This window comes from Arthrobacter sp. 135MFCol5.1 (assembly GCF_000374865.1).
In the GTDB taxonomy this organism is placed as follows: Bacteria; Actinomycetota; Actinomycetes; order Actinomycetales; family Micrococcaceae; genus Arthrobacter.
Genome location: NZ_KB895459.1, coordinates 146,494 through 171,559, shown reverse-complemented (window position 1 = coordinate 171,559; position 25,066 = coordinate 146,494). Strand labels below are relative to the sequence as shown.

General features: G+C 63.2%; 24 protein-coding genes. 20 read left to right on the top strand and 4 right to left on the bottom strand.

What is annotated here, in order from left to right:
• The first annotated feature begins 101 nt into the window (after positions 1-101).
• Positions 102-716 carry a hypothetical protein gene (locus C563_RS0113635; RefSeq protein ID WP_018762623.1) on the top strand — a complete coding sequence of 205 codons (615 nt, stop codon included), beginning with the start codon at positions 102-104 and terminating at the stop codon, positions 714-716.
• 179 nt (positions 717-895) lie between these two features.
• Here the strand turns inward: C563_RS0113635 and C563_RS0113630 are convergent, their stop codons facing one another.
• Complete coding sequence (locus C563_RS0113630; RefSeq protein ID WP_442852942.1) at positions 896-2,737, bottom strand: MarR family transcriptional regulator; 1,842 nt, start codon at positions 2,735-2,737, stop codon at positions 896-898.
• Positions 2,738-2,939: 202 nt separating this feature from the next.
• Entirely contained in the window at positions 2,940-3,176 is a 237-nt protein-coding gene (locus C563_RS0113625) for a hypothetical protein (RefSeq protein WP_026264817.1), read from the bottom strand.
• A gap of 604 nt (positions 3,177-3,780) precedes the next feature.
• Here C563_RS0113625 and C563_RS0113615 point away from each other — a divergent pair.
• Genes C563_RS0113615 through C563_RS0113605 form a run of 3 tightly spaced genes read left to right on the top strand, consistent with a single transcriptional unit; the run spans position 3,781 to position 5,595 of the window.
• Positions 3,781-4,233 carry a hypothetical protein gene (locus tag C563_RS0113615; RefSeq protein ID WP_018762619.1) on the top strand — a complete coding sequence of 151 codons (453 nt, stop codon included), beginning with the start codon at positions 3,781-3,783 and terminating at the stop codon, positions 4,231-4,233.
• A complete protein-coding gene (locus C563_RS0113610) occupies positions 4,234-4,680 on the top strand; it encodes a hypothetical protein (protein WP_018762618.1) in 447 nt (148 codons plus the stop codon).
• 3 nt (positions 4,681-4,683) lie between these two features.
• Positions 4,684-5,595 carry a hypothetical protein gene (locus C563_RS0113605; RefSeq protein WP_018762617.1) on the top strand — a complete coding sequence of 304 codons (912 nt, stop codon included), beginning with the start codon at positions 4,684-4,686 and terminating at the stop codon, positions 5,593-5,595.
• A 5-nt stretch (positions 5,596-5,600) separates the two neighbouring features.
• Here C563_RS0113605 and C563_RS0113600 read toward each other — a convergent pair whose 3' ends face one another.
• Positions 5,601-6,743 (bottom strand): alpha/beta hydrolase family protein, encoded by a 1,143-nt coding sequence (locus C563_RS0113600; RefSeq protein WP_018762616.1) that lies wholly within the window; start codon positions 6,741-6,743, stop codon positions 5,601-5,603.
• A 175-nt stretch (positions 6,744-6,918) separates the two neighbouring features.
• Here C563_RS0113600 and C563_RS0113595 point away from each other — a divergent pair, with 175 nt between their 5' ends.
• The 11 genes from C563_RS0113595 to C563_RS0113545 all read left to right on the top strand — a co-directional run bounded on the left by C563_RS0113595 (position 6,919) and on the right by C563_RS0113545 (position 18,249).
• Complete coding sequence (locus C563_RS0113595) at positions 6,919-7,998, top strand: CHAP domain-containing protein (RefSeq protein WP_026264815.1); 1,080 nt, start codon at positions 6,919-6,921, stop codon at positions 7,996-7,998.
• Positions 7,995-8,507, top strand: a complete 513-nt coding sequence (locus C563_RS0113590) for a hypothetical protein (RefSeq protein ID WP_018762614.1) — start codon at positions 7,995-7,997, stop codon at positions 8,505-8,507. The genes C563_RS0113595 and C563_RS0113590 overlap by 4 nt, the downstream gene beginning before the upstream one ends.
• A 43-nt stretch (positions 8,508-8,550) precedes the next feature.
• On the top strand, positions 8,551-10,011 hold the full coding sequence (locus tag C563_RS0113585) for an ATPase involved in chromosome partitioning (RefSeq protein ID WP_018762613.1): 1,461 nt from the start codon (positions 8,551-8,553) through the stop codon (positions 10,009-10,011).
• Between the two features lie 32 nt (positions 10,012-10,043).
• Entirely contained in the window at positions 10,044-10,640 is a 597-nt protein-coding gene (locus C563_RS0113580; protein WP_018762612.1) for a DUF6668 family protein, read from the top strand.
• A gap of 11 nt (positions 10,641-10,651) precedes the next feature.
• Positions 10,652-10,921, top strand: coding sequence for an integral membrane protein (locus tag C563_RS0113575; protein ID WP_018762611.1), 270 nt, complete (start codon positions 10,652-10,654; stop codon positions 10,919-10,921).
• A gap of 27 nt (positions 10,922-10,948) precedes the next feature.
• The gene (locus tag C563_RS0113570; RefSeq protein ID WP_026264813.1) at positions 10,949-11,695 is read left to right on the top strand and encodes a hypothetical protein; all 747 of its coding nucleotides are present in this window, start codon (positions 10,949-10,951) and stop codon (positions 11,693-11,695) included.
• Between the two features lie 358 nt (positions 11,696-12,053).
• On the top strand, positions 12,054-12,962 hold the full coding sequence (locus tag C563_RS0113565; RefSeq protein WP_231369891.1) for a hypothetical protein: 909 nt from the start codon (positions 12,054-12,056) through the stop codon (positions 12,960-12,962).
• Positions 12,949-14,457, top strand: coding sequence for an SCO6880 family protein (locus C563_RS0113560; RefSeq protein WP_018762607.1), 1,509 nt, complete (start codon positions 12,949-12,951; stop codon positions 14,455-14,457). The genes C563_RS0113565 and C563_RS0113560 overlap by 14 nt, the downstream gene beginning before the upstream one ends.
• Entirely contained in the window at positions 14,457-16,031 is a 1,575-nt protein-coding gene (locus C563_RS0113555) for a helicase HerA domain-containing protein (RefSeq protein ID WP_018762606.1), read from the top strand. Before C563_RS0113560 ends, C563_RS0113555 begins: the two co-directional genes overlap by 1 nt.
• A complete protein-coding gene (locus tag C563_RS0113550; RefSeq protein ID WP_018762605.1) occupies positions 16,028-17,797 on the top strand; it encodes a type IV secretory system conjugative DNA transfer family protein in 1,770 nt (589 codons plus the stop codon). Before C563_RS0113555 ends, C563_RS0113550 begins: the two co-directional genes overlap by 4 nt.
• An 11-nt stretch (positions 17,798-17,808) precedes the next feature.
• Positions 17,809-18,249 carry a DUF4913 domain-containing protein gene (locus C563_RS0113545; RefSeq protein WP_026264810.1) on the top strand — a complete coding sequence of 147 codons (441 nt, stop codon included), beginning with the start codon at positions 17,809-17,811 and terminating at the stop codon, positions 18,247-18,249.
• Between the two features lie 90 nt (positions 18,250-18,339).
• Here the strand turns inward: C563_RS0113545 and C563_RS0113540 are convergent, their stop codons facing one another.
• Complete coding sequence (locus C563_RS0113540; protein WP_018762603.1) at positions 18,340-18,669, bottom strand: histone-like nucleoid-structuring protein Lsr2; 330 nt, start codon at positions 18,667-18,669, stop codon at positions 18,340-18,342.
• Between the two features lie 883 nt (positions 18,670-19,552).
• On the opposite strand from C563_RS0113540, the gene C563_RS0113535 reads away from it, so the two are divergent.
• The 5 genes from C563_RS0113535 to C563_RS0113510 all read left to right on the top strand — a co-directional run bounded on the left by C563_RS0113535 (position 19,553) and on the right by C563_RS0113510 (position 24,793).
• Positions 19,553-20,593: an ABC transporter substrate-binding protein gene (locus C563_RS0113535; protein ID WP_018762602.1), complete on the top strand. Its 1,041-nt coding sequence runs from the start codon at positions 19,553-19,555 to the stop codon at positions 20,591-20,593.
• The gene (locus C563_RS0113530; protein WP_018762601.1) at positions 20,590-21,492 is read left to right on the top strand and encodes an ABC transporter ATP-binding protein; all 903 of its coding nucleotides are present in this window, start codon (positions 20,590-20,592) and stop codon (positions 21,490-21,492) included. The genes C563_RS0113535 and C563_RS0113530 overlap by 4 nt, the downstream gene beginning before the upstream one ends.
• Entirely contained in the window at positions 21,492-22,403 is a 912-nt protein-coding gene (locus C563_RS0113525; RefSeq protein ID WP_018762600.1) for an ABC transporter permease, read from the top strand. The genes C563_RS0113530 and C563_RS0113525 overlap by 1 nt, the downstream gene beginning before the upstream one ends.
• Positions 22,404-22,502: 99 nt before the next feature.
• On the top strand, positions 22,503-23,453 hold the full coding sequence (locus tag C563_RS0113515; RefSeq protein ID WP_018762599.1) for a TauD/TfdA dioxygenase family protein: 951 nt from the start codon (positions 22,503-22,505) through the stop codon (positions 23,451-23,453).
• A complete protein-coding gene (locus C563_RS0113510; RefSeq protein ID WP_018762598.1) occupies positions 23,450-24,793 on the top strand; it encodes an LLM class flavin-dependent oxidoreductase in 1,344 nt (447 codons plus the stop codon). The genes C563_RS0113515 and C563_RS0113510 overlap by 4 nt, the downstream gene beginning before the upstream one ends.
• The last annotated feature ends 273 nt before the right edge of the window (positions 24,794-25,066 follow it).

Sequence of the window (25,066 nt, the reverse complement as noted above, 5' to 3'; positions counted from 1 at the left end):
CTGTAGCGCCTGCCCGCGGCGCAGCATTGCAAGGGTTGCTGGCTCCAAAGCGGGGGAGGGGCACACCTACCGCGGAACCCACTCTCAAGGAGTCCCCGGAGGTGCCGGCCCGGGAACTTGTACAGGCGCCGCCAGCAGCAGCACCCGAGCCCGCTGATACGCAGGTGCCTACTGAACAGCCAGGGCCAGATAATCCGCCCGCTGACCAGGCAACTGTTGATGAGGCGCCCCTTGAGTGGACAGGGGAGCGCGAGGACTCCAAGCCCCCCTCAGTCAAAACCCCGAAGGCCACCAAACCGCAGCAGCCTGCTTCCAAGAAGGCGACTAGCGCGGCCAAGGCTTCTGAGCTGGTCCCCGGGGCTCTGCGCAACGTCGGCGTTTACCTGCCGCCAGTACTCCTGGCGCAGGTCAAAGATGCCGTCTACCAGGAGCGGACCACATATGCGGACCTGTTGATTGATGCCTTCGAAGCCGTCGACGACAAACAAATCGCCGAGGAGTTCGCCCCAGTGACCACGCTAACCAACTCCGGCATGCCTAGGCGCGCACCACGGAAACGAGGAGAAGCCGGCATTCAGATCCAACTGCGCCTCGACGGACTTCAGGTTGCGTGGCTGGATGAGAAAGTCGCTGAGTTTGACGCACCCTCGCGCAGCGCGCTGGTTTCGACCGTCTTCAAGCTTCATATCCAAGCGGGACAAAAAGCGGGGGAGTGATCCCGCCGTCCCAAACTAGGAAATGCCTTCCCATAGTACTTATGGCATGCCTTATGGCATGACGTGAATAACCCAAAGTTCGTCCCGAGGTACACGTAAGACAGCTACTTCAGCTGCAAGCCGTAAAGGACTGCATGCGGCCACAAGGGCTTGCCACTGACCGACTTTGACTCGGGCCTTTACCCCGCTCTGTTGAAAGCCATGTCGGACAGCGACCATTCATCAGGGGGCCCCTCAAAGAGTTCCCAGGGATAGTCATCATCGGGGGAGAGCAGCTGCGGAACGCAGTCGACGTTCTTTGCGAGCCATTCCCGCCAGATAATCCGGTCGTTGCGATACCGCTGCAACTGGAGGGCCACAGCTTCGAACACCCCAAACTGTTCGGCGAGCAGCCTTAGCGAGGTGCCAGTGACGATCGACCAGGCCCGGCCTGCACCTCGGGAGACCAAGTTCCAGGCGGCAAGAACCTCCAGGGCTTCATGCACGGCGGACCGAGACAACCGGGTGACGCGCACGATGTCGGCTGTCACCATGACGGGGGAGTGTTCCAGGGCTTCGTAGACGAACGCGGCGGGCAGCCCCAGTTCCCGGAACACCGGGCGGAGGGCGTGGATTTTCCCTTTCTGCCAGGAGGCGTCTTCGGCTGCGGTCTTCAGCCCTTCGGGAACGGTCAGCATGTATAGATCGCCCTTGGTTCCCCGGGCTTCTTCAACGAGGGTAATCAGGGGATCCTTTTCGCCACGTAGTTCCCGCAGGTGCAGGCCGACTGTAGTGTGATCGAGGCCTGTGGCGACCGCGATGGACCGGACGCCGAATTCGATAAACCGGGAAGCTGTCATGTGTGCTGCCTCTCCCAACGCCCTAAGCACCATCCGTCGTGCCATTCCTGTCCTGGAGTCCTGGTAGTTCACCTCCCTGATGCGCAGGGCACTTCGCCAGCTTCGGATGAACCGATGCTCCGCATCGGGATTAGAAATTGGGGGAATCCCCCTTACCTCTGCCGCCTGTGTAGATGGCTGGCTTGTGGGGGATCTACGGACATTGTCATTTGGGCCGGTTTTTGCGGGCTTTTTTTTCAAGTAATTGAGGGCGTTCATCCAGTCCCGGCGCAGGGCCGGGAGCCGGTGACGGGCTGCGTACCGGGCGTAGAAGGAGGCCAGCCCAGGCCAGGTTCCCTGGAGCATGCGGCGCTCCACGTCAACGAGCTGGAGGCCAGCGGCCGCGGCGCCGACGATGACTGCCTGGCGCGCGTCAGAGTCTGAGGCGTACCGGCTGGTGTCGTACATGCCGGTCTGGGCGAGTACCTGCATGGCCCGGGACATGCGGCCCACGGGGTGGTCCACGACGGGCGCAGAGGAGGTTGCCGGGGTGAAGGTCTCTTCCTGGCGGAGTGCCCTGACGGCTTTGATCTCGGCGGAAAGATCCTTGGTCATAGCGGTCCAGATCGCTGCGCTGTTGGGCCGACGGGCGATGTCGTAGGCCATGGGCAGGCTCATCGCCAGTTCCTGGTGGCCGCCTCGCTTGTGCGGTGAGCCGGGGGTTCGCATGCAGCCGTGGAGCAGGTTCTGGTGCGGGGTCTTGTCCAGGGTCCGGTACCGGGTGCCCAGCGCCTCGACAAGATCACGCGCTTCGGAGAAGGTGACCCGCTGCGCCAGCGGGACGTAGACGTGGCGGCCGCCGTTGGGGGAGTAATCCTCAATCCACCGGGCCCCCACCGAATGCAGCCAGGTCTGGACCGCGCGGACGTCGGCTTGAACCCAGTCTGTACCTGCTACCGAGGAGTCAAAGTCGAGGAAGATCGCCGCGCAGGTGCCGTCTTTGCCAAAAATTCTCACGGCCGCGGGCAAAGAGGGGAGCGTTTCGGTTAGGTTCCGTTCGTGTCGCTGCGGGTAGGTCTTGCCCCCATCCCGCGACAACCGTACGCGCGGCTGACCGGCCAGTAGTGGTGTTAGTGCTGTCCAAAGGGTGGCTGGGTCATCCTGCTGTCCTGACACGCCAGAAGTGGGGTGTAATGGCAGCACGGAGACGTGCTGATGTACGATGTCAGTAATCCTTTCGGGGATTGAGGTACGAAAAAGGGCCGATCCTGCCAGATCGGTTTCATAGCAACACAAAGGATGGCCGTTTCAGGCCTTCCACGACTTACAATCTGATCCGCCGGCAAGCAATCCAGAGAGTAAGTCTCAAGCTTCGAAGGCCCGCCTAGTGCGGGCCTTCTTTTGGTTATGAGGCCATGCGGATGGGCAACTCCTGCTGATAGTCATCCCGGTCGAGTGCGGCCAGGTCTTCCTTGAGTTGTGGCTCGACAACGGACAGAAGATATTCCGTAACGGTCAGGCCCTTGTGCGCTGCCACTTTGGCGATACCGTCAGCGGTTGGTTCAGGTGAGCGGAAACCAATGAACTTGCGCAGCCCTTTGCTAGGACGCCCGCCGCCTCGATTTACTGCTACTGCCGTCATTTGCTGTGTCCTTTGATTTTGTAGCCGCCTAAGCCGCTACAGCTTCATCGTTGTGGTGCCCGCCCCGCAGAATCACAGGACGATCCTTCGCGACTGCTCCGAAACTATCACCGGCCTAGCAACCCTCATGGGATTTGTTTTCAGAAAACGGGACCGTGTCGTCTTTGTGACCAGTCAGTGTCCCCTGTTACATCCCATCAAGCTTGTTGGGCCGGCCTTCCGCGCGGTCTACCAGAGCGCCTACATACTCACCGAAAGACATGTTGTACCGCTGTCTCGCTTTCCAGGCAGCGAAATACTGATCCGGTTGCACAAGGCAGCTCAACGGCGCCTTCTTACCGAGCAGCTTGGGTGGACGGTATTCCTCCATGTCACTCACCCTCACTTCGGTTCAAGAGAACCTGTAGACGTACAGGTTCTGCCGTGGCGGCATTCGGTGCTCCTTCAAAAGACCCTGCAAGCGTCAGACTACATACATGTTCCGCACATGCACAACTCACTGCCTGTACGCTCTGGTAGGCGTCGGGTAGCATTTTGTTAGCTGCCCGCCTGCTCTGTGTGGCGGTCTACACAAGAGGCTGAGCTTGGCTAAGGAGCTTTATTGATGGCAAATGGGGGCCGCAGCGTGTTTCTCACGCAACAGCAGAAGAAAGAGCGGCTTGCGGATCGCATGGGCATTCTGGTGGACATCTGGGAGTCCGATCACAACAGCGCGCTCACGTACCCTCACGTGGAGGAGGCACTCTCCGCCCACGGTATCCAGCTGTCACGGACACGGTGGTCCTACTTGATTAACGGCACCGGCAGCCTGGTGACCGATCAGGAACTGCTGAAGGGCATAGCAGAGTACGTTTTTGCCGTACCCGCCAGTTATCTCTGTGACCTCAACAGCGAGACTCCTCCTGAAGTAGAAGCGCGTATGGAATTCCTTGTACAGATGCGCAAGCTCAAGGTGAAGAACTTTGCGGCGAGAAACTTGGGCGCCACCTCGCCCGAGATGCTGAAGACGATCACCAGGATTATAGATGGATCGATGAACGGCGAAGAGGAAGAATAAATGAGCCTCCCGCCTGTCGCCGAAAAGGTCCAGGAGCTATGTGGAGACGGTGCGACGTCGATGGAGGAAGTCGTCGACCGCTTGACCATAATCTGCGAGAAACCGATCAACCTGGTCGAGTACAAAGAGTCCTGGGGCGCGCTGACGGCATTCAAAGCCGAATTTGAAGACCGCATTAACGTCTATTTCCCTCCGCAGAAGTCGCAGCAGTACAAACTTCATTGCATCTATCACGAGCTTGGCCATATCTACTTGGAGAGCCTTCGGACTTCTTTGGCTCTGCCGAACCTCTCGGAAGAGATGCTGCGGGAAACTGCGGATGCAATCAGCATCACCTGCCGGTCTGTCCCGAACCATCCCGTCGAACGCTGGGTAGAGGAGTTCGCTTTCGAAATGTCGAAAAAGACCCGCGCACGGAGCTCATTCGAGCCTGAGCCTTTCCTCTAAACCATGAAACTGCTGCTCGTGGCGCTGCTGACTGCCCTATGCCTCCTTCGGATCCCTTCAGTGGTCAAGGTGGCGGAAGCCCGGGCCTCCTGGGTGGCATCAGTGTTCGGCCTCGCGGCGCTCTACGTCCTGGGAACGGTTACACCGCTAGCGACCATCGACAGCTACCTCGGTGGTATCAACGTGGCGAATCTACTTCAAGCCATCTTCGCGCTGCTGGCCATTTTCTTCTTCAACGACAGCGTGCGGAGGCTAGCGAATGTGGCGGTCCGGTGGACTTACTATGCTCCGTTGCTGAGCATTCCCATCATGATTGCCAGTTTCGCCCTGGTTAAGGACAAAGCTCCAACGTCGGCGGACTTCATCGATTACCGTATGGACCAGCTCGCAATCGCTGTATACAGCGGCTCTTACATGCTCGCGCTGCTGTTCACCGTGCTGAGGATTATCTACATGCTCCGGCACAAGGCCAGGGGCCTGTACGCAACATTTTCAGCAGGCCTGCTCGTAGTTGCGGCGGCCGTCTCGTGCCACCTCACGTACGTGTTGCTCTTCCATTTCTCGCCTTGGCATACCTTCGCAGAGGCGATCGGATCATGGTTTGACCGTCTGTTCTACGCCGGCCTCTCGGTGACGGCAGCCGGGTGGCTGATTCTCTTCCTGTCGAAGCAAATCCCGAAGTTGCGGCTTTGGATGATTGACGCGCTCTGGCTGACTGGGCTGAGGATCCGGGTGCACGCAGACCACTCTCGAGTTAGCCCGGCATGGGACCTCTTCAATGAAACGCTGGAGAATGGGGTCTACAAAAGCCTCATCGTCCTGCACAACTACCAGCGAGGGAACCTGACAGCGTTCCCGGAGTCTGTTCAGGGCAGGATCAACCAGATTGAGGCGAAGCTCGACGCCCAGGTCTAGGCGTGCTAGGTCAGAATCGTCCTGCTAATCCAACTCGTCAGTTCGTTCGTGAAAGCACTGGGAGAGGCATTCCACTCCTGAGTGTGGTGCGCCTCCGGTAGAGGAATCAGGGTGACGGTGCCCGGATTCGCGCGTTGGAACGCCACCGAGATTTCCCAGGGAACCTCCTGATCCGCGTGCGAATGCAGGACCAACGTCGGGACTGCCACCCGGTGGGGTACATCGACCCATTCAAGGTCATCGAAGTTAATCGTTTCCTCCAGCCCGAGCATCCTCGCGAAGAGGGGGGCCTGCAGCAGGGACATCACAAGGTTGGCCCCTACCGGCGGCACTCCTGCCCGTGCCGCCCCCGCTGTGATGGTCTTACGCCAGCTCGTGACTGGCCCAACCAGGACTATCCCAACGATCCGGTCACGGTAGGCGCTGCGTTCTGCCGTCAGCAGGGCAATCGTGCCACCCATTGACCAGCCCGAGAGGATGATTCGCCTCGCTCCATGAGCCACGGCATAGGCAACAGCGCTTTCCACGTCACGCCATTCCGTTTGCCCAAGGTGGCTCGATTCGGCCTGTGGCGGGCTGACCTCCAAGTCACCGCGGAATGAAGGAACCAGAGACGTGAAGCCCAGGTGACTGAAAGCGTGGACGTCACGGAACATGATCGAGCGGTCGGTCCAGCTGCCATGAATATGGATCACCCATGTGCCCGCGTTCTTACCTTCGAATAACCAAGCCGGTGCCGCACCGTATGCGGTGGGGATGTGCACCTCTTCAAACCGCCCGGCCACCGCAGAAGGTTCGAAGAACACATCAGGGGTCCAATCGACCACCGGCCCCAGGGACGTCGGCCGGGAGTCCTGCGTATGGATTAGCCGCTCAACGAACTTTTGATCCTCGTCGATCAGCATGACCTCACCGACTCTTGTGTAGCGTTCTGTTGCAGGGTCAAACACGCCAAAGTCGCCTTGGGCTTTGGTGTAGTCATCCAAGTCGATTCGGAGCCTGCGGCCATCATCTTTCAGCTCGGCGCGACGATAGTCCTTCGGTCCCCGTCCAACGATCTTGCGCGCCATCAGAACGGCGAATCCAGACAGTGCAGCCACGGGTGCAAGGAACGCCAGGCAGGCTAGACCGCGCCGTGTCGTCAGCATCAGGTCCCACCCTCCAGCGCCGATTCAAGAAGTGTTACGAAGCCAACTCATCGTAACGTTCCCCCTAAGCTTGTATATGTAGAATGCATGCCCACTACAAGCATTGCACATGTTCACTACAGGCCTGTATGTTTTGGGGGAGCTTATTGACGCCTGCGGCTCAGGGGGGATTCACATGCAGCGAAAGTCACTTGGCCTCGTGGCGCTGATCGTAGTCCCCGGCCTAATGTTCGGGTTGGTCTTTTCCATACTCCTGCTTCTTGCCCCTGCGAAGCCCGCTGCTGCCGACTGCGGCCCGACAGTCTCGGTGTCGATCAACGGCGATACAAAGGTCGCTGGTTACTCTCAGGAGCAGTTGAAGAATGCCGCGGCGATCATGGGTGCCGGCAAGGCGCTGATTCTGCCTGTGAAGGGCCAGATGATCAGCGTCATGGTCGCACTTGGGGAGTCCGGGCTCCGTGTTCTCGACCGCGGCGACGTTGCCGGGCCGGATTCCCGGGGGTTGTTCCAGCAGCGGGGGAACGATGCGTGGGGATCGTACACGGATCGGATGGACCCGACCATCAGCGCCACGAACTTCATCAAGGCCCTGCAGAAGGTGGCTGGCTGGGAGCTGCTGGAACCTACCATTGCCGGCAACAAGGTCCAGCGCAATGCCGACCCGTACCACTACCAGAAGTATTGGCCCGAGGCCGTGAAAATCGTCCAGGCACTCTCGGACGGCAAATTCTCGCTGGAAGGCAGCGGCTGCGCCATTCCCGGGCAGTCCGGGGCCGGGGATGACTACCCGTGGAAGAACTCACCGACTTGGGTGCAGGCCGGGACGGGCCCAGCGGTGGCATCGCCGCTGGGCATGTTTTATCGCGAATGCGTCGACTTTGCCCTGTGGCGCGTGAACCAGCAGATGGGGTCTACCAGCGCGCCGTTCAAGTTCCTCAATGGCACGTTCCGCCCGGACGGGCAGAAGTTGGGTTCTGCACTGACGTGGAAGGCCGGCTGGGACGCCAAGGGCTGGGCCACGGGCAAAACACCCCGTGTTGGTGCCGTTGTTTGGTACGCGCCCGGTGTTGGGGGAGCGGACCCGACCTTTGGCCACGTCGCCGTGGTCAAGGAAGTCAAGGACAACGGGACCTTCGTCGAAGAGGGCTACAACGGCAACCCGCCGCCGGATGACCACAACTACTACACCCGGACGGTCAGCAACACGGTCCCGTCAGCCTTCCTGTACCTGCCCACTCAAGAGGAGAAGAAGTGAAGAAATCCCTGGCACTGACCGCGGTGGTCCTGCTGTGCACGGCCTGCGCACCGGCAGCGAGCACCACGCCGGTACCGGCGACCCGCACGGCCGCCGCGGCCTCGGCGCCGGTCTCCCTGAGCGCGGGCAGCGGCCCGCAGGCCCCCGATGGCACGGTGCCAGCCACCATCGGCATCAGCTGGGATCAGGCCGGCAAGGACGCCGCCGTAGACACCGCCCTCAAGGCCATGACGGATTTCGCCCGCCCGGGCGTGGATGACAAGCAGTGGGCCAACGACCTCGCTCGTTGGCTCACGCCGCAGGCCACCGCCGATTACTCCGCCGTGGATCCGGCCAATGTCCTCGCCACTCGGGTGACCGGCCCTGCGACGCTGGCGGTGGATGAGGCCAACGGCTACGGCGTTATAGCAGCCGTGCCCACCGATGCCGGGACCTACACTCTGCAGCTGCTCCGAACCGGCCCACAGGCCCCGTGGAAGGTTAACCGGCTCACCCCGCCCACCTCGTAAGCGCCCGCACTTCACCACCCCGTCAACGTAAGGAATCAGGTTCATGAGCCCCACAACCACAGAGGTCCTGGCCTTCCCGAACATCAAGGCCATCATCAGTGACAACGGCACCGCCGAGGTCGTCGTCGCAGGTAACTCCCGCGTCGTCCCGGCAGGGGAGACCCTGCAGGACCTGCGCGACAACGCACTGGCCCTTGTCGTGGCCGAAGCCAAGACGCTGCAGCGCCCCGTCCGGGTCCGCATCGAGGATCCCGAAGGCCACGGCGAACTGATTGTTCACCCGGACGGCAACGTCGAATCCGTCTCCTACGAAACCCGCCCGGCCCGCCGCCGCACCGCCGCACCCGCCAGCACGCACGCTGCGTCCACCCCCGAAGTTATCGACGCCGCTCCAGCGCCAACGCCCGTGGTGAAGCCTGAAGCTGCCCAGCCCAGGGTGGACCGCCAGCCCTGGCCTCCCCTTCCAACCGAGACGGCGTTGGCCGCGGACGTGGCTCCGGCCGCCGATGAGGCACCGCAGCAGGCTGTCGCAGCCGATGCGCCGGTGACGCGACGCAGTTTGAAGGAGACCTCCTTCCTGGTCAGCACCCCGGTGCTGGAGCCGGCTACGCAGGGCTGGCGGGGTGCGCTAACCCGCCTGGGCTTCCGAATGGACCCCTCAGCGGAGGAACTGTCCGAGCGTGAAGACATCCGGACCGTCAGCCAGCACTGGCCCGGCCCGCGGACCATCGCTGTCGTCAACCGCAAGGGCGGGGCCAACAAGACGCCCACGGTCGTGATGCTCTCGGCGATCCTCGCCCGCTACAGCGGCGCAGCGACGGTGGCGTGGGACAACAACGAATCCCAGGGCACCCTGGGCTGGCGGACCGAGAAGGGTGCCCACGACCGCAGCGTCCTGGAACTGATCGATTCCTCCGCCGAGCTGCTGTCCCCGTCCACGAATGCGGCCGAGATCGCCAAGTTCGTCCACCACCAGACCGCCGACAAGTTCGACGTGCTGCGCTCGGATGAAAACGACGAAGGCGACCACGAAGTCACCGCCGAGGAAGTGGACATCGCCCACCAGGTCCTCACCCGGTACTACCGGCTGGTCATCATGGACTCCGGCAACACCGCCCGGGCCGCTAACTGGCGGCGGATGATCGACCACACCAACCAGCTCGTCGTCCCTGTCACCGCCATCGAGGACCGCGCAGAAGCAGCCCGGCTGACACTCCAGACCCTCGAATCCCGTGGTGGCCACGACGCCGGGCTGGCACGCAACGCTGTCGTGATCGTCTCCGAGTCCACCGACGCCAAGCGCAGCATGACCGGCGATGCCCTGAAACGGGCGAAAGCCGAGGCGCAGCGGATTGCTGACGGCTTCGAGCCGTTCGTGCGGGCTGTCGTCCGCATCCCGTACGACCCCGCCCTGGTCAATGGGCCGATCCGCTACGAAGCGCTCCAGCCCGCGACCCAGCGGGCCTGGCTCGCGGCGGCGGCCGCCGTCGCCAAAGGCTTCTAGAACCATTCCTGCGGAACCTGAGAGGAGGACCCATGCAGCAGACCCTGAACCCCTGGGTTACGCGGACCACGGCTGATGAACCGGCTGAGGAAACACGGGCTGTGGCTGCCCCGGCGGCGGCTGTGATCAGCACACCGCTTCGGGGCGTGGTCGAGCCTGACGCGGCTGACCGGCTGGCGTCCCGCAGCATGGCCGGCACAGCCCGTCTCTGGGTTGTCGGCACGCACGGGGGAGCGGGTGAAAGCCGGATCGCTGACCTCATCGAATCCGCCCGTTCTACGGATCATTGCTGGCCCGTTCTCCCCAGCGGCGGCAGGCCGCAGGTGCTGCTGGTCTGCCGCGCGGACATGCGGGGCCTGACAACTGCCAGGAACGCGCTCACCCAGTGGGTGTCAGGCGCGGCCCCGCAGGTCGAACTGCTCGGCCTCGCCGTCCTTGCCGACGCCCCGGGAAAGACACCCAAAGCACTCCGGGACTTCACCGCCCTCGTAGGCGGCGGAGCGCCACGATTCTGGGCTCTGCCCTGGGTGGACGCTTGGCGGCACATGGACACCACAGCACTGCCAGCCGTTCGCGAATACCAGCGCTTCATTACCGACGTGGCCCTGGCCACGACAACCAGCCACTGAAAGGTCTCGCCATGAACATGTTCACTGCACTCTCAACCAGCGTTATTCCCAACCCCACTCCCGTCGTCCCGGCGCAGGCCGGCGGTCTGCTGACCATCCTGAACTGGGCCTCCGGCATCGGCCTGGTCCTGGGCGTCCTGGGCGTCATCATCGTCGGCATCGGCATGGTCATCCAGCTCCAGCGCGGTGAAGGCGCACAGGCGATCGGCAAGCTCGGCTGGGTCCTCATGGGCTGCATCATCATCACCGGAGCCGCAGGCATCGTCCGCGCCTTCGTTTAAGCCAGCACCATCAACGGGAGGTTCCGTATGAGCCAGTCGACAGAGAGCACCACCGAAAGCAATCCGTTCACCAAAGCCGGCTTCATCATCGCGGCCGCGCTGGTGGTCACGCTGGTTGCGGCGGGGATCGTCATCTTCCTGCTCCCCAAAGGGCAGAGCAATGCGGAGCCCGCACCGGTTTCAAGTAGCACAGCCACCGCCAGCCGCAGCGCTTCGAGTGACGGAGTAAAGAGCATTTGTGGGCTGCCGTCTTCCTCGGAGACATCACTTGGGGCAGCGCCCACCTCAAAGTGGGAGTTGGTAGGCAAGATGGCGACCCCCACGGATCCTGAAGTTGGGCCGGGCAAAACCGATACGAACGGCTTCCGCTCATGCTTCGCACATTCACCCACGGGGTCCCTTTACGCGGCTATGAACGTCGCTGCTCTTGGATCCTCGGGGGAACCCGACATTCTCAAGCAGGTCGCCGATAGGCTTCTCGTCCCGGGAGCCGGTAGAGACGCTGCGATGAACGAGACGGCCAGCGGCACCTCATCCAGTGGCAGCAGCACAACGATTCAGGTGAAGGGCTTCCTGCTTAAGTCCTACACACCGTCGGAAGCTTCCATCGATCTCGCCTTCGCCACGGAAACGGGAGCGTTGGGCCGCACAACGTTCTCCATGCGCTGGCTGGACGGAGATTGGAAGGTCAAACCCTCGGACGACGGAGCCCCCTTCGGCCATATCTCCCAGGTCAGGGACCTGAGCGGCTTCATCCTCTGGTCGGGAGTCTGACATGGCTGAATGCAGCTGGGGAGACCTCAAGTGCGGCTTTGGCAACGCACTCGAAGACATAGCCAACGATGCAATCGGGAACTTAGCGAAGTCCATCATGGAGGGCATGAGCCAGATGGTGACGACTCTGTCTACCTTCTGGGTGTCCATGCCTACTGTGAACCTCACCAGCGAGGATGGGGCAAAGGCCAGTCCGGTGGTATCCGCTGTGAATAGCGAATTGATGCCTTGGACCCTGACCCTTGCAGTTCTCGCTGTCATTCTCGGCGGTATCAGAATGGTTTGGGAACAACGGGGGGCGCCGCTGAAAGACCTCCTACGATCACTGGTCACACTGACTCTGGTATCGGGTCTCGGCTTGGGAGTCATTTCAATTTTGGTGATTGCCGCTGATGCCTTCGCCGCCGCCATCATCAAAAGATCCACGGACGGCAAAGGGTTTGCCGACGCGTTCCAGAAAATCGCCGTTATTAACACAGGCGGCGCGGTCTTCATCCTCATCGTCCTTGGCTTGATCGGATTGATTGCTTCCCTGGTCCAGATCGTTCTCATGGTCGTCCGCAGCGGCATGCTGGTGATCCTGGCCGGCATCCTGCCCACCACCGCCGCATTCACGAATACCGAGATGGGCAGGCAGTGGTTCCAGAAGGCAGTGGGCTGGACCATCGCCTTCATCCTCTACAAGCCCGCTGCCGCAATCGTGTACTCGGTCGCATTCCTGTTGATGAGCAAGACCAGCGGGAAGGATGCCCTGATCGGCTCCATCACAGGGTTCACGTTGATGATCGTTGCCCTGTTCGCACTTCCCGCCCTGATGCGGTTCGTCACGCCGATGGTAGGAGCCGTTGCCGCCGGCAGTGGGGCAGCGGCAGGAGCCGCCGTGGGGGCCCTTGCCACGGGGGCTGTGTCCATGGGCCGGGTTGGCAGTGGCCGGGGCAACGCAGCGCCCACCCCAGCCAGCTCCAGCAGCACAACGGGCACGAACACAGGCAATTCGCCCAAGGGTAGTTCTGGATCTTCAAGCCCCCGCGGTGGGGGAGGGCAGCCAACGCCTGGCTCTTCGGGTCCCGGCGGCGCCGCTGGCATTGCAGGCAAGGCGGGAGCGGCCGCACCGGCCGGAGGGGCCGGGGCTGCGACGGGAGCCACGGCCGCAGGCCCGGCCGGCATGGCCGTAGCCGCAGGCGTACAGGTGGCGTCCAGGACATCAGAGGCAATCAAGACGACCGCGCAGGATTCAACCGGGGAGGGCCCCAGTGGCAGCAATTAACACCGAATACAAGGAACCGTCCTACGGCAACTGGCGCGTTCCGCGCTCAGCCGGGCTGGGCAACCTCGGCGCTATCGGCACCGGCATTGTCATGGTCGGACTCCTGCTGGGCATTGTCAGCTTCGCCATCTGGGGCTTGTTCGTTGGCCTGGGCGTCCTTGCCGTCGCCGGCGCCTGCGCGCTTCTGCTGACCGTGAAGGACAAGCACGGCCAGTCCGTAGTGGATCGTGTGGGGGTCCGCATGGCGTTCAAGGTCGCGAAGTCCTCCGGTACCAACCTGTACCGTTCGGGCCCTCTTGGTGTGACCGAATGGGGCATGTACCAGCTGCCGGGGCTGGCGGCGAAGTCCACGCTGTACGAGTTCACCGACTCCTACAAGCGCCCCTTTGCCATGCTGCACGTCCCGGCCACCAGCCACTTCACCGTGATCTTCTCCACCGAACCCGATGGCGCTTCCTTGGTGGACCCCGAGCAGGTCGATGCCTGGGTCGCCAACTGGGGCGGCTGGCTCGCCGGGCTCGCCGACGAGGCCGGCCTGGATGCCGCTGCCGTGACCGTTGAGACCGCCCCGGACTCCGGGTACCGGCTGCGGAATGAGGTCATGATGAACATCGACCCGAAGGCTCCGCAGTTCGCCAGGGACATGCTGCATGAGGTCGTCGAGACCTACCCGGAAGGCTCGGCTACGGTCCGCGCCTGGGTGTCCCTGACCTTCAATGCCTCCCTGCGGGCAGGGTCGAAAAAGCGCGCACCGGAGGACGTCGCCCGCGACTTGGCCTCCCGGATCCCCGGGTTGTCGGCACGCCTGCAGTCCACCGGGGCAGGGATCGCCCGGCCCATGTCAGCGCAGGAACTCTGCGAGGTCGTACGGATCGCCTACGACCCGCCCGCAGCGTTGATCATCGACGAAGCCCACGCGGCCGGCACCCCGGTGTCCCTGACCTGGGCCGAGGTCGGCCCGACCGCGACGCAGGCAAGCTGGGACGACTACCGCCACGATTCGGCGTTCTCGGCCTCCTGGACCATGACCGGGGCGCCCCGCGGTTCGGTGAACTCCTCCGTCCTGTCCCGCCTGCTCGCCCCGCACGGTGACATTGACCGCAAGCGCGTCTCCCTGCTGTACCGCCCGATGGACTCCGCCCGCGCCGCCGCCGTGGTTGAGCGGGACCAGAACAACGCCAACGTCCGCATCACCTCCGGCAACCGCCCTTCGGCCCGGGCACTGGTGGATGCCCGCTCTGCTGCGCAGACTGCCCAGGAAGAAGCCCAAGGTGCAGGCCTGGTGAACTTCGGGATGGTCGTCACTGCCACGGTGACCGACAAGGAACGCCTTCCGGACGCCGTTGCCGCCATCGAGCAGACCTCCGGTACCGCCCGGGTGCTGCTGCGCCGCGCCTACGGCTCCCAGGACACCGCGTTCGCAGCCTCCCTACCGTTGGGGCTGGTGTTGCCCAAGCACAGCATGGTGCCCACCGAGGTAAGGGACGCCCTCTAATGGCCCGGATGAAGCTTTTGGCAGCAAGGAAGGCAAAGACAGTAAAGACAGCAAAAGCCCCGGCAAAGGAAGTAGGGCCGGGCTCGCGGGGTTGGACCGGGCGGGGCGGCGGCATGGCCCAGCTGCTCCCGTCCGTCCGCGAGTACCGGGGAACGACCGTCCAGGTCTGCGGGCTGTGGCCGTTCTCCTCCGGTGCCTCGTCGCCCATGATCGGTGTCCCGCTCGGCCGGCATGAGGAAACCCAGGCAACGGTGTGCTGTGACCCGATCAGTTGGTTCCAGCGCGCACGGCTGATTTCCAACCCGTCCGCGTTCGTCCTCGGCAAACCCGGCCTTGGCAAGTCCACGGTGGTGCGCCGGATGTTCATCGGCCTTTCCGCGCAGGGCGTTCACCCGCTGATCCTTGGCGACCTCAAAGGCGAGCACGTCAAAGCCGTGAAAGCCCTCGGCGGGCAGGTCATCAAGCTCGGCCGCGGCGTCGGCTACATGAACATTCTCGATCCCGGGCAGGCCGTCGAGGCAGCCCAGCTGCTGGAAGACAGCGGGCACCACGAAGACGCCGCACGGGTGCGCGCCGACGCCCACGGCCGGCGCCTGACCATTGTCGTCTCCCTCATCACCATCAGCCGGAACAACCCGCCCACCGACCAGGAGCAGACCATCCTGGACCGTGCCCTGCGGGTCCTGGATGAACGATTCGAGGGCGTCCCTGTCCTGAGAGACTTGCTGGACGTGATCGTCTCCGCGCCGGATGAGCTGCGCCAGGTCGCGCTGGACCGCGGCGACATGAACATCTACCTGCAGGAAACCCGGGCGCTGGAAGCCACATTGCTGGGCCTGACCGGGGGCGGGAAGCTCGGCGAAATCTTCTCCCGCCAGACCACCAACCCGATCAAACGGGACCGCGCCGTGGTCTTCGATGTCTCCAGCATCGATGAGACCGAAACCGACCTGCAGGCCGCCGTGCTGCTGGCCTGCTGGTCCTACGGCTTCGGCACCGTGAACGTCGCCAACGCCCTCGCCGACGCAGGCCTGGAGCCGCGCAGGAACTACTTCGTCGTCCTGGATGAGCTGTGGCGGGCCCTGCGCGCCGGCAAGGGCATGGTCGACCGCGTGGACGCCCTCACCCGCCTCAACCGGTCCGTGGGCGTGGGGCAGATCATGATCTCGCACACCATGTCCGACCTGCTGGCACTGCCTGCAGAAGAGGACCGGATGAAGGCCCGCGGCTTCGTCGAACGTTCCGGCATGGTCATCTGTGGTGGCCTTCCCGCCTCTGAGATGCCGCTGCTGACCTCGGCGATACCGCTGTCCCGGCAGGAACAGCAGAAGCTCATTTCCTGGCAGGACCCGCCCGCGTGGGACTCCCGCGGTGTGGACGTCGAACCGCCAGGGCGTGGGAAGTTCCTCATTAAGGTCGGCGGCCGTCCCGGGATCCCGGTCCAGGTGGGTTTGACCTCTGTGGAGCACGGACCCGACGGGGTCAACGACACCGACGGGAAATGGCACGGATCCGCGGAACCGCTCCTTGACCCTGCCGCACCTATCCTGCCGATTGAAGGAGGCCCGCTGTGAGCGCACCGAACCGCAAAGGCATGGGCCTCGGGGACGCCATCCTCGTCTGGTTGGCCATCGGCTTTATCGTCGTCTTCGGTGGCGGCACGTACGCCGCCGCACACATCGGCTCGTGGATGGCAGGAATCGACGCCCCGCCGGCGCACCCCATTGACCTGATCGCCGGGCTCATCAAGGGAAAGGTGCCTTGGCCGGCCCAGTCCACAGTCGTCGTCTGCGTCATGGCGGGCCTGGTCCTGGCACTGGCGGTTGTCGTGCTGGTGGCGTGGCGGCAGGGTGCGTCCAAGCGTGCCCGGGTGGACAAGGCTGCCCGCTACCTGGGCCGGGGCAAGTCCCTCGCGGCGTTCTCCGAGAAGGGAGCGCAGGCCAAGGCCGAACGGTTGGGGATCAAGGACAACCCTGGCATCGTCGTCGGCAAGGTGGTTTCCACCGGCCAGAAATTCGTCCAGTCCTGGGAAGACCTCAGCCTCGACATCTGGGGCCCCCGAACGGGTAAATCCACGTCCCGGGTGATGCCCGCAATCCTGGACGCTCCCGGCGCGGTGGTCTCGACGTCGAACAAGCGTGACGTGGTGGACGGCACCCGCGGCGTCCGCGAGAACGTGGCCCCGGTGTGGGTGTTCGATCCGCAGAAGATCGCCCAGGAAGAACCGGACTGGTGGTGGAACCCCCTGTCCTACGTCACCGATGAAGAGAAGGCGTACAAGCTCACCCAGCACTTCGCTGTCGGTTCACGGGTTCCGGGGTCCAAGCCGGATGCCTACTTCGACCCCAAAGCCGAAGACATCCTCTCCTCGTACTTCCTCGCTGCCGCGCTCGGTGGCCTGCCGATCACACAGGTCTACCTGTGGGTGACGGAGCAGGTCAGCCAGGAACCCATCGAAATCCTCCGGGACCATGACTACGTGCTGCAGTACAAGGGCCTGGAGTCCACGCTGAAGCTGGCCGACAAGCAGCGTGACGGTATCTTCGGCACCGCCGAGAAGATGATCCAGTGCCTCAAGAGCCGCAACACGCTCCGCTGGGTAGCCCCAGCCGGCGGCGCGAGCGTGGCCAGCGATGGGCGTCGGCAGTTCAACCCGCACGCCTTCGCCGCGTCCCAGGAGACCATCTACATCCTCTCGAAGGAAGGGGCAGGCTCAGCCGCCCCGCTCACCACGGCACTGACCGTGGCGATCGCCGAAGCCATGGAAGAACGGGCCGAGCGCAGCGGCGGCCGCCTTCCCAAGCCGGCCCTGTTCGCCCTGGACGAGCTGGCCAACGTCGTCCGCTGGGCCGGCCTACCCGATCAGTTCAGCCACTACGGCTCCAAGGGCCTGATCGTCCTGGGCATCCTGCAGTCCTGGTCCCAGGGCGTCGAACTCTGGGGCGAGGCCAATATGCGGAAAATCTGGTCCGCCGCTAACGTCAAGGTCTACGGCGGCGGTGTCGCCGAAGAAGGCTTCCTCCGCGCCCTCTCGGACCTGATCGGGGACTACAGCTACATCAACGTCTCCGTCTCATCAGGTAAAACCGGCTCCAGCCGCTCCCGCCAGGAGTCCAAGGAGCGCATCTTCGACGTCTCCAACCTCGCCGAACTCGACCGCGGCCGCGCCGTCGTCCTCGCCTCCGGCGCACCCGCCACGCTGGTCCGAACGATGCCTTGGTACACAGGTCCCCACAAGGACGCGGTGGAAGCATCCATCAAAAAGTACAGCCCGCAGCCGGAGGACGAACCAGTTCCGGTGGCAGGGGCGCCGGGCGCAAATCCATGGGTGACCGGGTAGGGGAGTACGGCATGACGATAGACATCGGGCGCTTCGGCGAAACTCCCGGCCCGGACGCACGGGAGGCTTGTGCTGATGGGAGTGAACAGCAGAAGCCGCCGGAGCTGGTCTACGGCTCTGCCGAAGAGTTCCTGCACGAGCAGCTGTTGCCCACCTACGTCCGCGATGTCGACGGTCGGGCAGCGAAGTGGTGCATCGAATGGTATTTCCACCCGGAAGCTGTCTCCCGGGTGGAAGCACTGTGGCGTGCCTGGGAACACCTCAGACTCGATGGTGCCACCGGCATCAGCGTCTGGTTCAAGGACCACGCTGACCACCACATGAGCGTTCTCCTCGACCCGCGCGGCCCGTTTTACAAATGCGACATGCAAAAACACCGCGACCCCGAACACTTGGAGCCCAAAAAGGCCCCGGCCGGATGGTTCCCGGATGTACGGACTATTCCTGGTTGACCGGGATACCGGCAGGATGACATGGATGCAAATAAAAATCAGGGCTGGAACACCTTAATGTCCCAGCCCTGATTCTTGAATATTGCGGTTCTAGTGAGCGGCTTCGTACTTCTCCATGACTTCCGCTTGGATGCGACCACGCGTGTTGACGTTGATGCCATTTTCAGCGGCCCACATCCGTACCGCTTTGGCGTCCGGTCCCCCCTGCGAAGACTTAGTACGGGCTGCGGCGCGGCCGCGTCCGCCGGATACTTTGCGTCCGGCCTTGGTAAAGCGGGCCAAGGCGTCACGCAGTTCGTTGGCGTGGCCCCCATTGAGGTCAATTTCGTATTCACTGCCGTCGAGGGCGAAAGATAAGGTTTCGGTCGCTTCGGAGCCGTCGATATCATCTTCCAGCAGCACGACTGTCTTTTTTGCCATGAATTAAGGCTAGCAGTCCATCAGCTATTCGGATTTTCGGGTTAGGAGTTGCCGGGAAGCCGTCAAGGACTCTTGGCCGCTTTATGAAGCTTTTGGACCCCAAATTGGGCTAGGCAGCATAAAGGGACATACGTAGGTCTGAGCAGTCCATGGTTGGGGTCAATCCGGGTTATCCACGGCTGGATTTAGGAGCCGGTGGGGTAGCTCCCTTTTGCAGCAGTAGCGGTGGGTAACCCCTCAGAATTGTCCCCGGCTGTGGGCAGCGGAACTGATCCACACCCCACCGCATAAACGTCAGCCGGGTGTGCAACCGATTTGCGGGACCGGACTGCCGGATGCGCGGTGTGCATCAGCTTTGTTCCCGTGGTTCTGGTGCTTGTGTCGCTCCGCTGACACGGGCACCCGTCCGGAGTCATTCCTTGAGAGTGCTTCTGCCGGAGCAGGTTGCGCGTGGAGTGACCGGGTAACAAAGCCCGACTTATGAAGAAATCTTTTTCCCTGCGAGTGGTCACAGCCACCGGCCGAAATGCTCGCCGATCGAAACTTGACCGGCCGCGGCTTCACGAACTCCTCGAGAAGCCGCCAACTTTGAAAGGCACGCGCGTTGTTTGAGGGCGAAGGATGACGCCCCGAGACGGTGTACCGGCGGGTAGGTGTCGTTGCATGGCCCTGCCTTGCCTTGAATTTCGCTACTTTCCGCAGCATGTCGTTGTGCGTCTGTTTTGCTCCCTGCGACGCCGCATGAGCTGGCCGTTACTCGCGGTTTCCCAGCATGAACGCCGCCCTTCTGCACTGGTTTCTTCTCTGCTCTCATGGTGGACACAGCCGGGCCGGACGTAGCGCCGGCCACTCAGAATCCACATCGAAGCCCAGAAAGTCCCTCATGAAAAACCCGCATATCTCCCGAAGAACCTTCTCCGTCCTCGGTGTGGCCGCGGCCATGTCCGTCTCCTTGGGGGTGTCCGGCTGTGGGGGCCCGGCGACCGCCCAGGCCGGTTCCGGAGCGCCTGAGGTGACGGAGCTGCGTTATGAAGGGTCAGCAAACAGTGTCAGCCTTCCCGAGCTTGCTGAGGATCTCGGTTACCTGGGGAACGTGAAGCTGAACTGGGTGGGTAACACCATCAGCGGGCCGGCCAGCATCCAATCGGCGGCCACCGGTGCCACCGATTTCGGCGGTGCTTTCTCCGGCGCCGTCGTCAAGCTCATCGAGGCGGGCGCCCCGGTCACTGCCGTCATCAACTACTACGGGGAGGACGAGAAGACCTTCAACGGTTTCTACGTCAAGGACGACAGCCCGATCCGCACGCCACGGGACCTGATCGGCAAGAAGGTGGCGGTCAATACCCTGGGCGCCCACTCCGACGCGGTCCTAAACAGCTACCTAAAGAAGAACGGTCTGAGCCAAGACGAGATCAAGCAGGTCCAGCTGGTCGTGGTTCCCCCCAACGACACCGAGGAAGCCATCCGCCGCGGCCAGGTCGACGTTGGAGTCCTGGGTGGGGTACTGCAGGACAATGCCGTCGCCAAGGGTGGCCTCCGGTCTCTCTTCAGCGACTTCGAGCTGTTCGGAACGTTCGCCGGAGGCCAATACGTCCTGCGGAAAGACTTCATCCAGCAGAACCCGGAAACCACCAAGATCTTCACCACCGGCGTCGCCAAGGCCATCGAATGGGAACGCACCACCCCCCGCGATGAGGTCATTGCCCGCTTCACCAGCATCATCGAGAAGCGCCAGCGTAACGAAAGCACCGCAACGTTGAAGTACTGGAAGAGCGTCGGCGTACCGGACAAGGGAGCGATCACCGACCAGGACTTCAGCCGCTGGTCCGACTGGCTCAAGGACACCGGCATCGTCACCGGCGACATCACACCCTCCAAGTACTACACCAACGAATACAACGGATTGCTGAAGGCCTCCTCATGACGCAGAGTTCCGCACCCAAAATCAGCCTGCAAAACGTCGGGAAAACCTTCACGGTCAGGCCGACCAAGGACGCTCCGTTCGGTTCGACCCTGACAGCCCTGGACGGGATCACCCTCGATGTGGCCGCCGGGGAATTCCTCACCCTGGTTGGTCCCAGCGGGTCCGGGAAAACCACGCTCCTGGACCTCCTGGCCGGGCTGACCCGGCCAGACACCGGAAAGGTCCTGCTGGACGGCAAAGAGGTTACGGGGCCAGGCAAGGACCGGGCCGTCGTCTTCCAGCAATACGCACTGTTTCCCTGGCGCACGGCCGCGGCCAACGTCTCCTTCGGTCTGGAAGGCCCAGGAAAGGACGGCAAACGGCTCAGCCGCAAGGAACGCGCCGAGAAGGCCCGCGCGTACCTTGACCTCGTGGGCCTGGCCGGTTTTGAAGACCGTTACCCGCACGAACTCTCCGGCGGAATGAAGCAGCGCGTGGCCATCGCCAGAAGCCTCGCCTACGAGCCGGACGTCCTGCTGATGGACGAGCCGTTCGCCGCCCTGGACGCCCAGACGCGCGAACAGCTGCAGGAAGAACTGCTGCGGATCTGGCGGACCACCGGGAAAACCATCATCTTCATCACCCACGGCATCGATGAAGCGGTCTACCTGGGCCAGCGCGTCGCCGTGCTCAGCTCACGCCCGGGCAGGCTCAAGGAACTCGTCCCGATCAACCTCGGAGACCGGACCGGTGACCGTGACGTCCGATCCGAGGCAGCGTTCGTGGAGCACCGACATAAGGTCTGGGCGCTCCTTCACGACGAAGTCCTCAAAGCCCAGCAGGCAGGTCACGCCAAGATCCTCCCCGATGGCACCGCACCCGATGAAGCCCCGCAACCTATCAGCGGAAAGGCAGCCTGATGAGCGCCCCCACCCTGACCACAGACACACACACCACCACCCAAGCCTCGGCAACCCCGCCCACGGCCGGTGACCGGACACGGCACAAAAATCCTGCAACAGTCACGGCTCTTTCCCGGATCCAACGCGGAGCCCTAAACGGCGGCCGGGCCCTCTGGCGGGCCGGTGCGATCCTGTTGTTCCTGCTTCTGTGGGAACTCGGTCCGCTCTATCTCGCCCCTTCCTCGACCCGGGTGTTCCTGCCGCCCCTGCATGATGTCCTAGCCTCGCTGGGCTCATTGATCGCCAGGGGCCAACTGCAGAACCACCTGGCCGCCAGCCTCACCCGCTCCGCGAGCGGATTCGGCATCGCCGTAGTGTCGGCCGTCGTCCTGGGCCTGCTGGTTGCCTGGTACGGAGCCCTTGACCGGTTCCTGAACCCCCTGCTTGAAGTCTTCCGGAACACCGCAGCGTTGGCCCTGCTCCCGGTATTCACGCTGCTACTGGGGATCGGCGAAACCTCCAAGATCAGCATCGTCGCCTACGCCGCCTTTTTTCCGGTGCTCCTGAACACCATCGCCGGGGTCAGGACCGTAGACCCCTTGTTGATCCGTGCGGCACGCTCCTTGGGACTGTCTAACTTCACCCTTTTCCAGAAAGTCATCCTTCCCTCAGCGGTCCCCACCATTTTCACCGGCATCCGGATGGCCGGCACCTCATCAATTCTTGTCCTCATCGCCGCCGAGATGGTCGGGGCCAAGGCAGGACTCGGCTACCTCATCGTCAACTCACAAAGCAGCTTCCTCATCCCCGAGATGTACGCCGGCATCCTGACCGTTTCGCTGCTCGGCCTGGCAGTGAACTACCTGCTCGTCGGGGTCGAACGCCACTTTTCCGGCTGGCGGACCGCCGTCGGCGTCGGGAACGGCTAACCATCCCGGCACACACCACCTTGAACCACAAACACACCGCACCGCACCGCACCGCCAACGTATTGACCTGAAACGTACTGAACTGCAAAGGAAACCATCATGTCCGTCATCACTGAAACCAAGCTCGAGTTCACCAAGCTGGGCTCCCGCATCGGCGCGGAAATCCGCGGACTGGACCTCAGCGCGGATCTGAGCGAAACCACCATCGCCCAGATCCGCGCAGCGTTGAACGAACACAAGGCCCTCGTCTTCCGGGAAGCCAACGTGCTCGACGACGACGCGCAGGTCCGCTTCGCCAGCCGCTTCGGCCCGCTGACCAACGCCCACCCCACGGTTGCGTCCGTGGACGGCAAACCGGCCGTGCTTCCGGTGGACAGCGAAAACGGCAGCGCCAACAACTGGCACACCGACGTCACCTTCGTCGTGAACCCGCCCCAGGCATCCACGCTGCGCAGCATTACCCTGCCGGCCTACGGTGGGGAGACCCTCATCGCGTCCTCTGCCGGCGCCTATCAGGACCTCCCCGAAGAGCTGCGGAACTTCGCGGACACTCTCTGGGCCATCCACACCAACGACTACGACTACTCTGTCCCCAAGAACCTCGAACATGCCAACGCCGAGGAACGCCGCAAAGAGTTCACCCGCATCCACTTCGAAACTGCCCACCCGGTGGTCCGGGTCCACCCGCTGACGGGGGAGAGGGGCCTGTTCATCGGCGGGTTCGCCCAGCGGCTTCGGATCGTGGGGCTGTCCAACACCGAATCCAAAGACATCCTCCGGCTCCTGCAGGCCTACATCACCCGCCCGGAAAACGTGGTCCGGGTGAACTGGGAACCGAACCAGCTGGTCCTCTTTGATAACCGCATCACCCAGCACTACGCCCCGGACAACTACGACGGACAGCCGCGCACGTTGAACCGGGTCACCATCGCAGGGGACATCCCGGTCGGGGTGGACGGCCGCCACAGCACATCCATCAAGGGAGACTCGTCATCCTACTCCGAAACCGTCGTCCTTGACGGGGCCGCGTTCGCCGGGGCACAGCGATGACCGCCGGGCAGAGGCAGCTCCACCTCAACGCGTTCCTGATGAGCACCGGCCACCACGAGGCATCATGGCGGCTGCCCGAAAGCGACAGCCATGCAGGGATCGACGTGGCCCACTTCCAGCGGCTGGCGCAGACCGCCGAACGCGGGAAACTGGATTCCATCTTCTTCGCTGACTCCCCGGTGTTGCACGGCGACGTCACCCAGCGGCCCTACGGGAGCCTGGAACCCACCGTCCTGCTCGCCGCGATAGCCGCCGTCACGGAACGGATCGGACTCATTGCAACCGCTTCCACCACGTACAACGAACCGTACAACCTCGCCCGCCGTTTCGCCTCGGTCGACCAGATCAGCGGCGGCAGGGCCGGATGGAACGTCGTGACCACCGCGGGGGACGCGGCAGCGAAGAACTTCTCCCTGGCCGGCCAGCCTGCCCACAGCGAACGATACGAACGTGCCGCAGAGTTCCTCGACGTCGCCACGAAGCTCTGGAACAGCTGGGACGACGACGCCATCGTGGCCGACAAGGCAGCCGGCATCTGGGCGGACAACACCCGGGTACACCCGGCCAACCACCACGGCCGGCACTTCCAAGTCGAGGGCGCCCTGGACGTCCCAAGATCCCCGCAAGGACACCCCGTGATCGTGCAGGCCGGCTCCTCGGAGAACGGCAAGGACTTCGCCGCCCGCTACGCCGAAGCGGTCTTCACCGCACACCAGACCCTCGGGGACGCCCAGGGCTTCTACGCAGACCTCAAGCAGCGCACAGCGGCAGCCGGCCGGGATCCGGAAGCGATCAAGATCCTGCCCGGTATCGTTCCGGTCATCGCTTCAACCCAGGAGGAAGCGCGCCGGCTCGAGCAGGAACTCGATGACCTGATCCTGCCCGAATACGCCCGCAACCAGCTCGCCGGGGTCTTGCGTGTTCCGGCGGCGTCCCTGAAGCTGGACGCCCAACTGCCTGACGATCTGCCCTCGGAAGACGCTATTGAGGGCGCCAAGAGCAGGTACACCCTGATTGTGAACCTCGCCCGCCGGGAACACCTCACCGTGCGGCAGCTCATCGGGCGGCTCGGCGGCGGCCGCGGGCACCGGACATTCGCCGGCACCCCCAACCAAGTGGCCGACGCGATCCAGGAGTGGTTCGAAGCCGGAGCCGCGGACGGGTTCAACATCATGCCACCCGTATTGCCCTCCGGGCTGGACACCTTCGTGGACCACGTCGTACCCATCCTCCAGGCCCGCGGACTATTTCGCCGCGAGTACTCAGGACAAACGCTCAGGGAGCATTTCGGCCTGTCCAAACCCGCCAATACCCGCAGCCTGGAGCCTGTGCCCGCATAGCGCCGCGGGGCAATCTGCGGACGTCTGTACTGCCGCCGCCAGGTTATGACAGGGGAAAGGCGCGCTCCGGTCGCGGAGCGCGCCTTTCCGTTTTCCCATTCCCCACAAAGCCGATCCCCTTCGACTGCCCCTATAGTAAGCATGCTTAGGTTTATTGGCAAGTGACTATGGATTGTCGCGGGCACTTTGGGCGCCGCCCGCGCGGAATACACCGAAAACTCTCCTGCCATGGGTGAGGATTGCGTCATGGGCAAGCACCACCGCGAACTAGAA

What these genes read in the sequence shown, in the direction of transcription:
- C563_RS0113625 (WP_026264817.1), bottom strand. Translation starts at nt 3,176, where the DNA reads ATGACGGCAGTAGCAGTAAATCGAGGCGGCGGGCGTCCTAGCAAAGGG.
- C563_RS0113615 (WP_018762619.1), top strand. Translation starts at nt 3,781, where the DNA reads ATGGCAAATGGGGGCCGCAGCGTGTTTCTCACGCAACAGCAGAAGAAA.
- C563_RS0113610 (WP_018762618.1), top strand. Translation starts at nt 4,234, where the DNA reads ATGAGCCTCCCGCCTGTCGCCGAAAAGGTCCAGGAGCTATGTGGAGAC.
- C563_RS0113605 (WP_018762617.1), top strand. Translation starts at nt 4,684, where the DNA reads ATGAAACTGCTGCTCGTGGCGCTGCTGACTGCCCTATGCCTCCTTCGG.
- C563_RS0113600 (WP_018762616.1), bottom strand. Translation starts at nt 6,743, where the DNA reads ATGCTGACGACACGGCGCGGTCTAGCCTGCCTGGCGTTCCTTGCACCC.
- C563_RS0113595 (WP_026264815.1), top strand. Translation starts at nt 6,919, where the DNA reads ATGCAGCGAAAGTCACTTGGCCTCGTGGCGCTGATCGTAGTCCCCGGC.
- C563_RS0113585 (WP_018762613.1), top strand. Translation starts at nt 8,551, where the DNA reads ATGAGCCCCACAACCACAGAGGTCCTGGCCTTCCCGAACATCAAGGCC.
- C563_RS0113580 (WP_018762612.1), top strand. Translation starts at nt 10,044, where the DNA reads ATGCAGCAGACCCTGAACCCCTGGGTTACGCGGACCACGGCTGATGAA.
- C563_RS0113575 (WP_018762611.1), top strand. Translation starts at nt 10,652, where the DNA reads ATGAACATGTTCACTGCACTCTCAACCAGCGTTATTCCCAACCCCACT.
- C563_RS0113570 (WP_026264813.1), top strand. Translation starts at nt 10,949, where the DNA reads ATGAGCCAGTCGACAGAGAGCACCACCGAAAGCAATCCGTTCACCAAA.
- C563_RS0113555 (WP_018762606.1), top strand. Translation starts at nt 14,457, where the DNA reads ATGGCCCGGATGAAGCTTTTGGCAGCAAGGAAGGCAAAGACAGTAAAG.
- C563_RS0113545 (WP_026264810.1), top strand. Translation starts at nt 17,809, where the DNA reads ATGACGATAGACATCGGGCGCTTCGGCGAAACTCCCGGCCCGGACGCA.
- C563_RS0113540 (WP_018762603.1), bottom strand. Translation starts at nt 18,669, where the DNA reads ATGGCAAAAAAGACAGTCGTGCTGCTGGAAGATGATATCGACGGCTCC.
- C563_RS0113535 (WP_018762602.1), top strand. Translation starts at nt 19,553, where the DNA reads ATGAAAAACCCGCATATCTCCCGAAGAACCTTCTCCGTCCTCGGTGTG.
- C563_RS0113530 (WP_018762601.1), top strand. Translation starts at nt 20,590, where the DNA reads ATGACGCAGAGTTCCGCACCCAAAATCAGCCTGCAAAACGTCGGGAAA.
- C563_RS0113525 (WP_018762600.1), top strand. Translation starts at nt 21,492, where the DNA reads ATGAGCGCCCCCACCCTGACCACAGACACACACACCACCACCCAAGCC.
- C563_RS0113515 (WP_018762599.1), top strand. Translation starts at nt 22,503, where the DNA reads ATGTCCGTCATCACTGAAACCAAGCTCGAGTTCACCAAGCTGGGCTCC.
- C563_RS0113510 (WP_018762598.1), top strand. Translation starts at nt 23,450, where the DNA reads ATGACCGCCGGGCAGAGGCAGCTCCACCTCAACGCGTTCCTGATGAGC.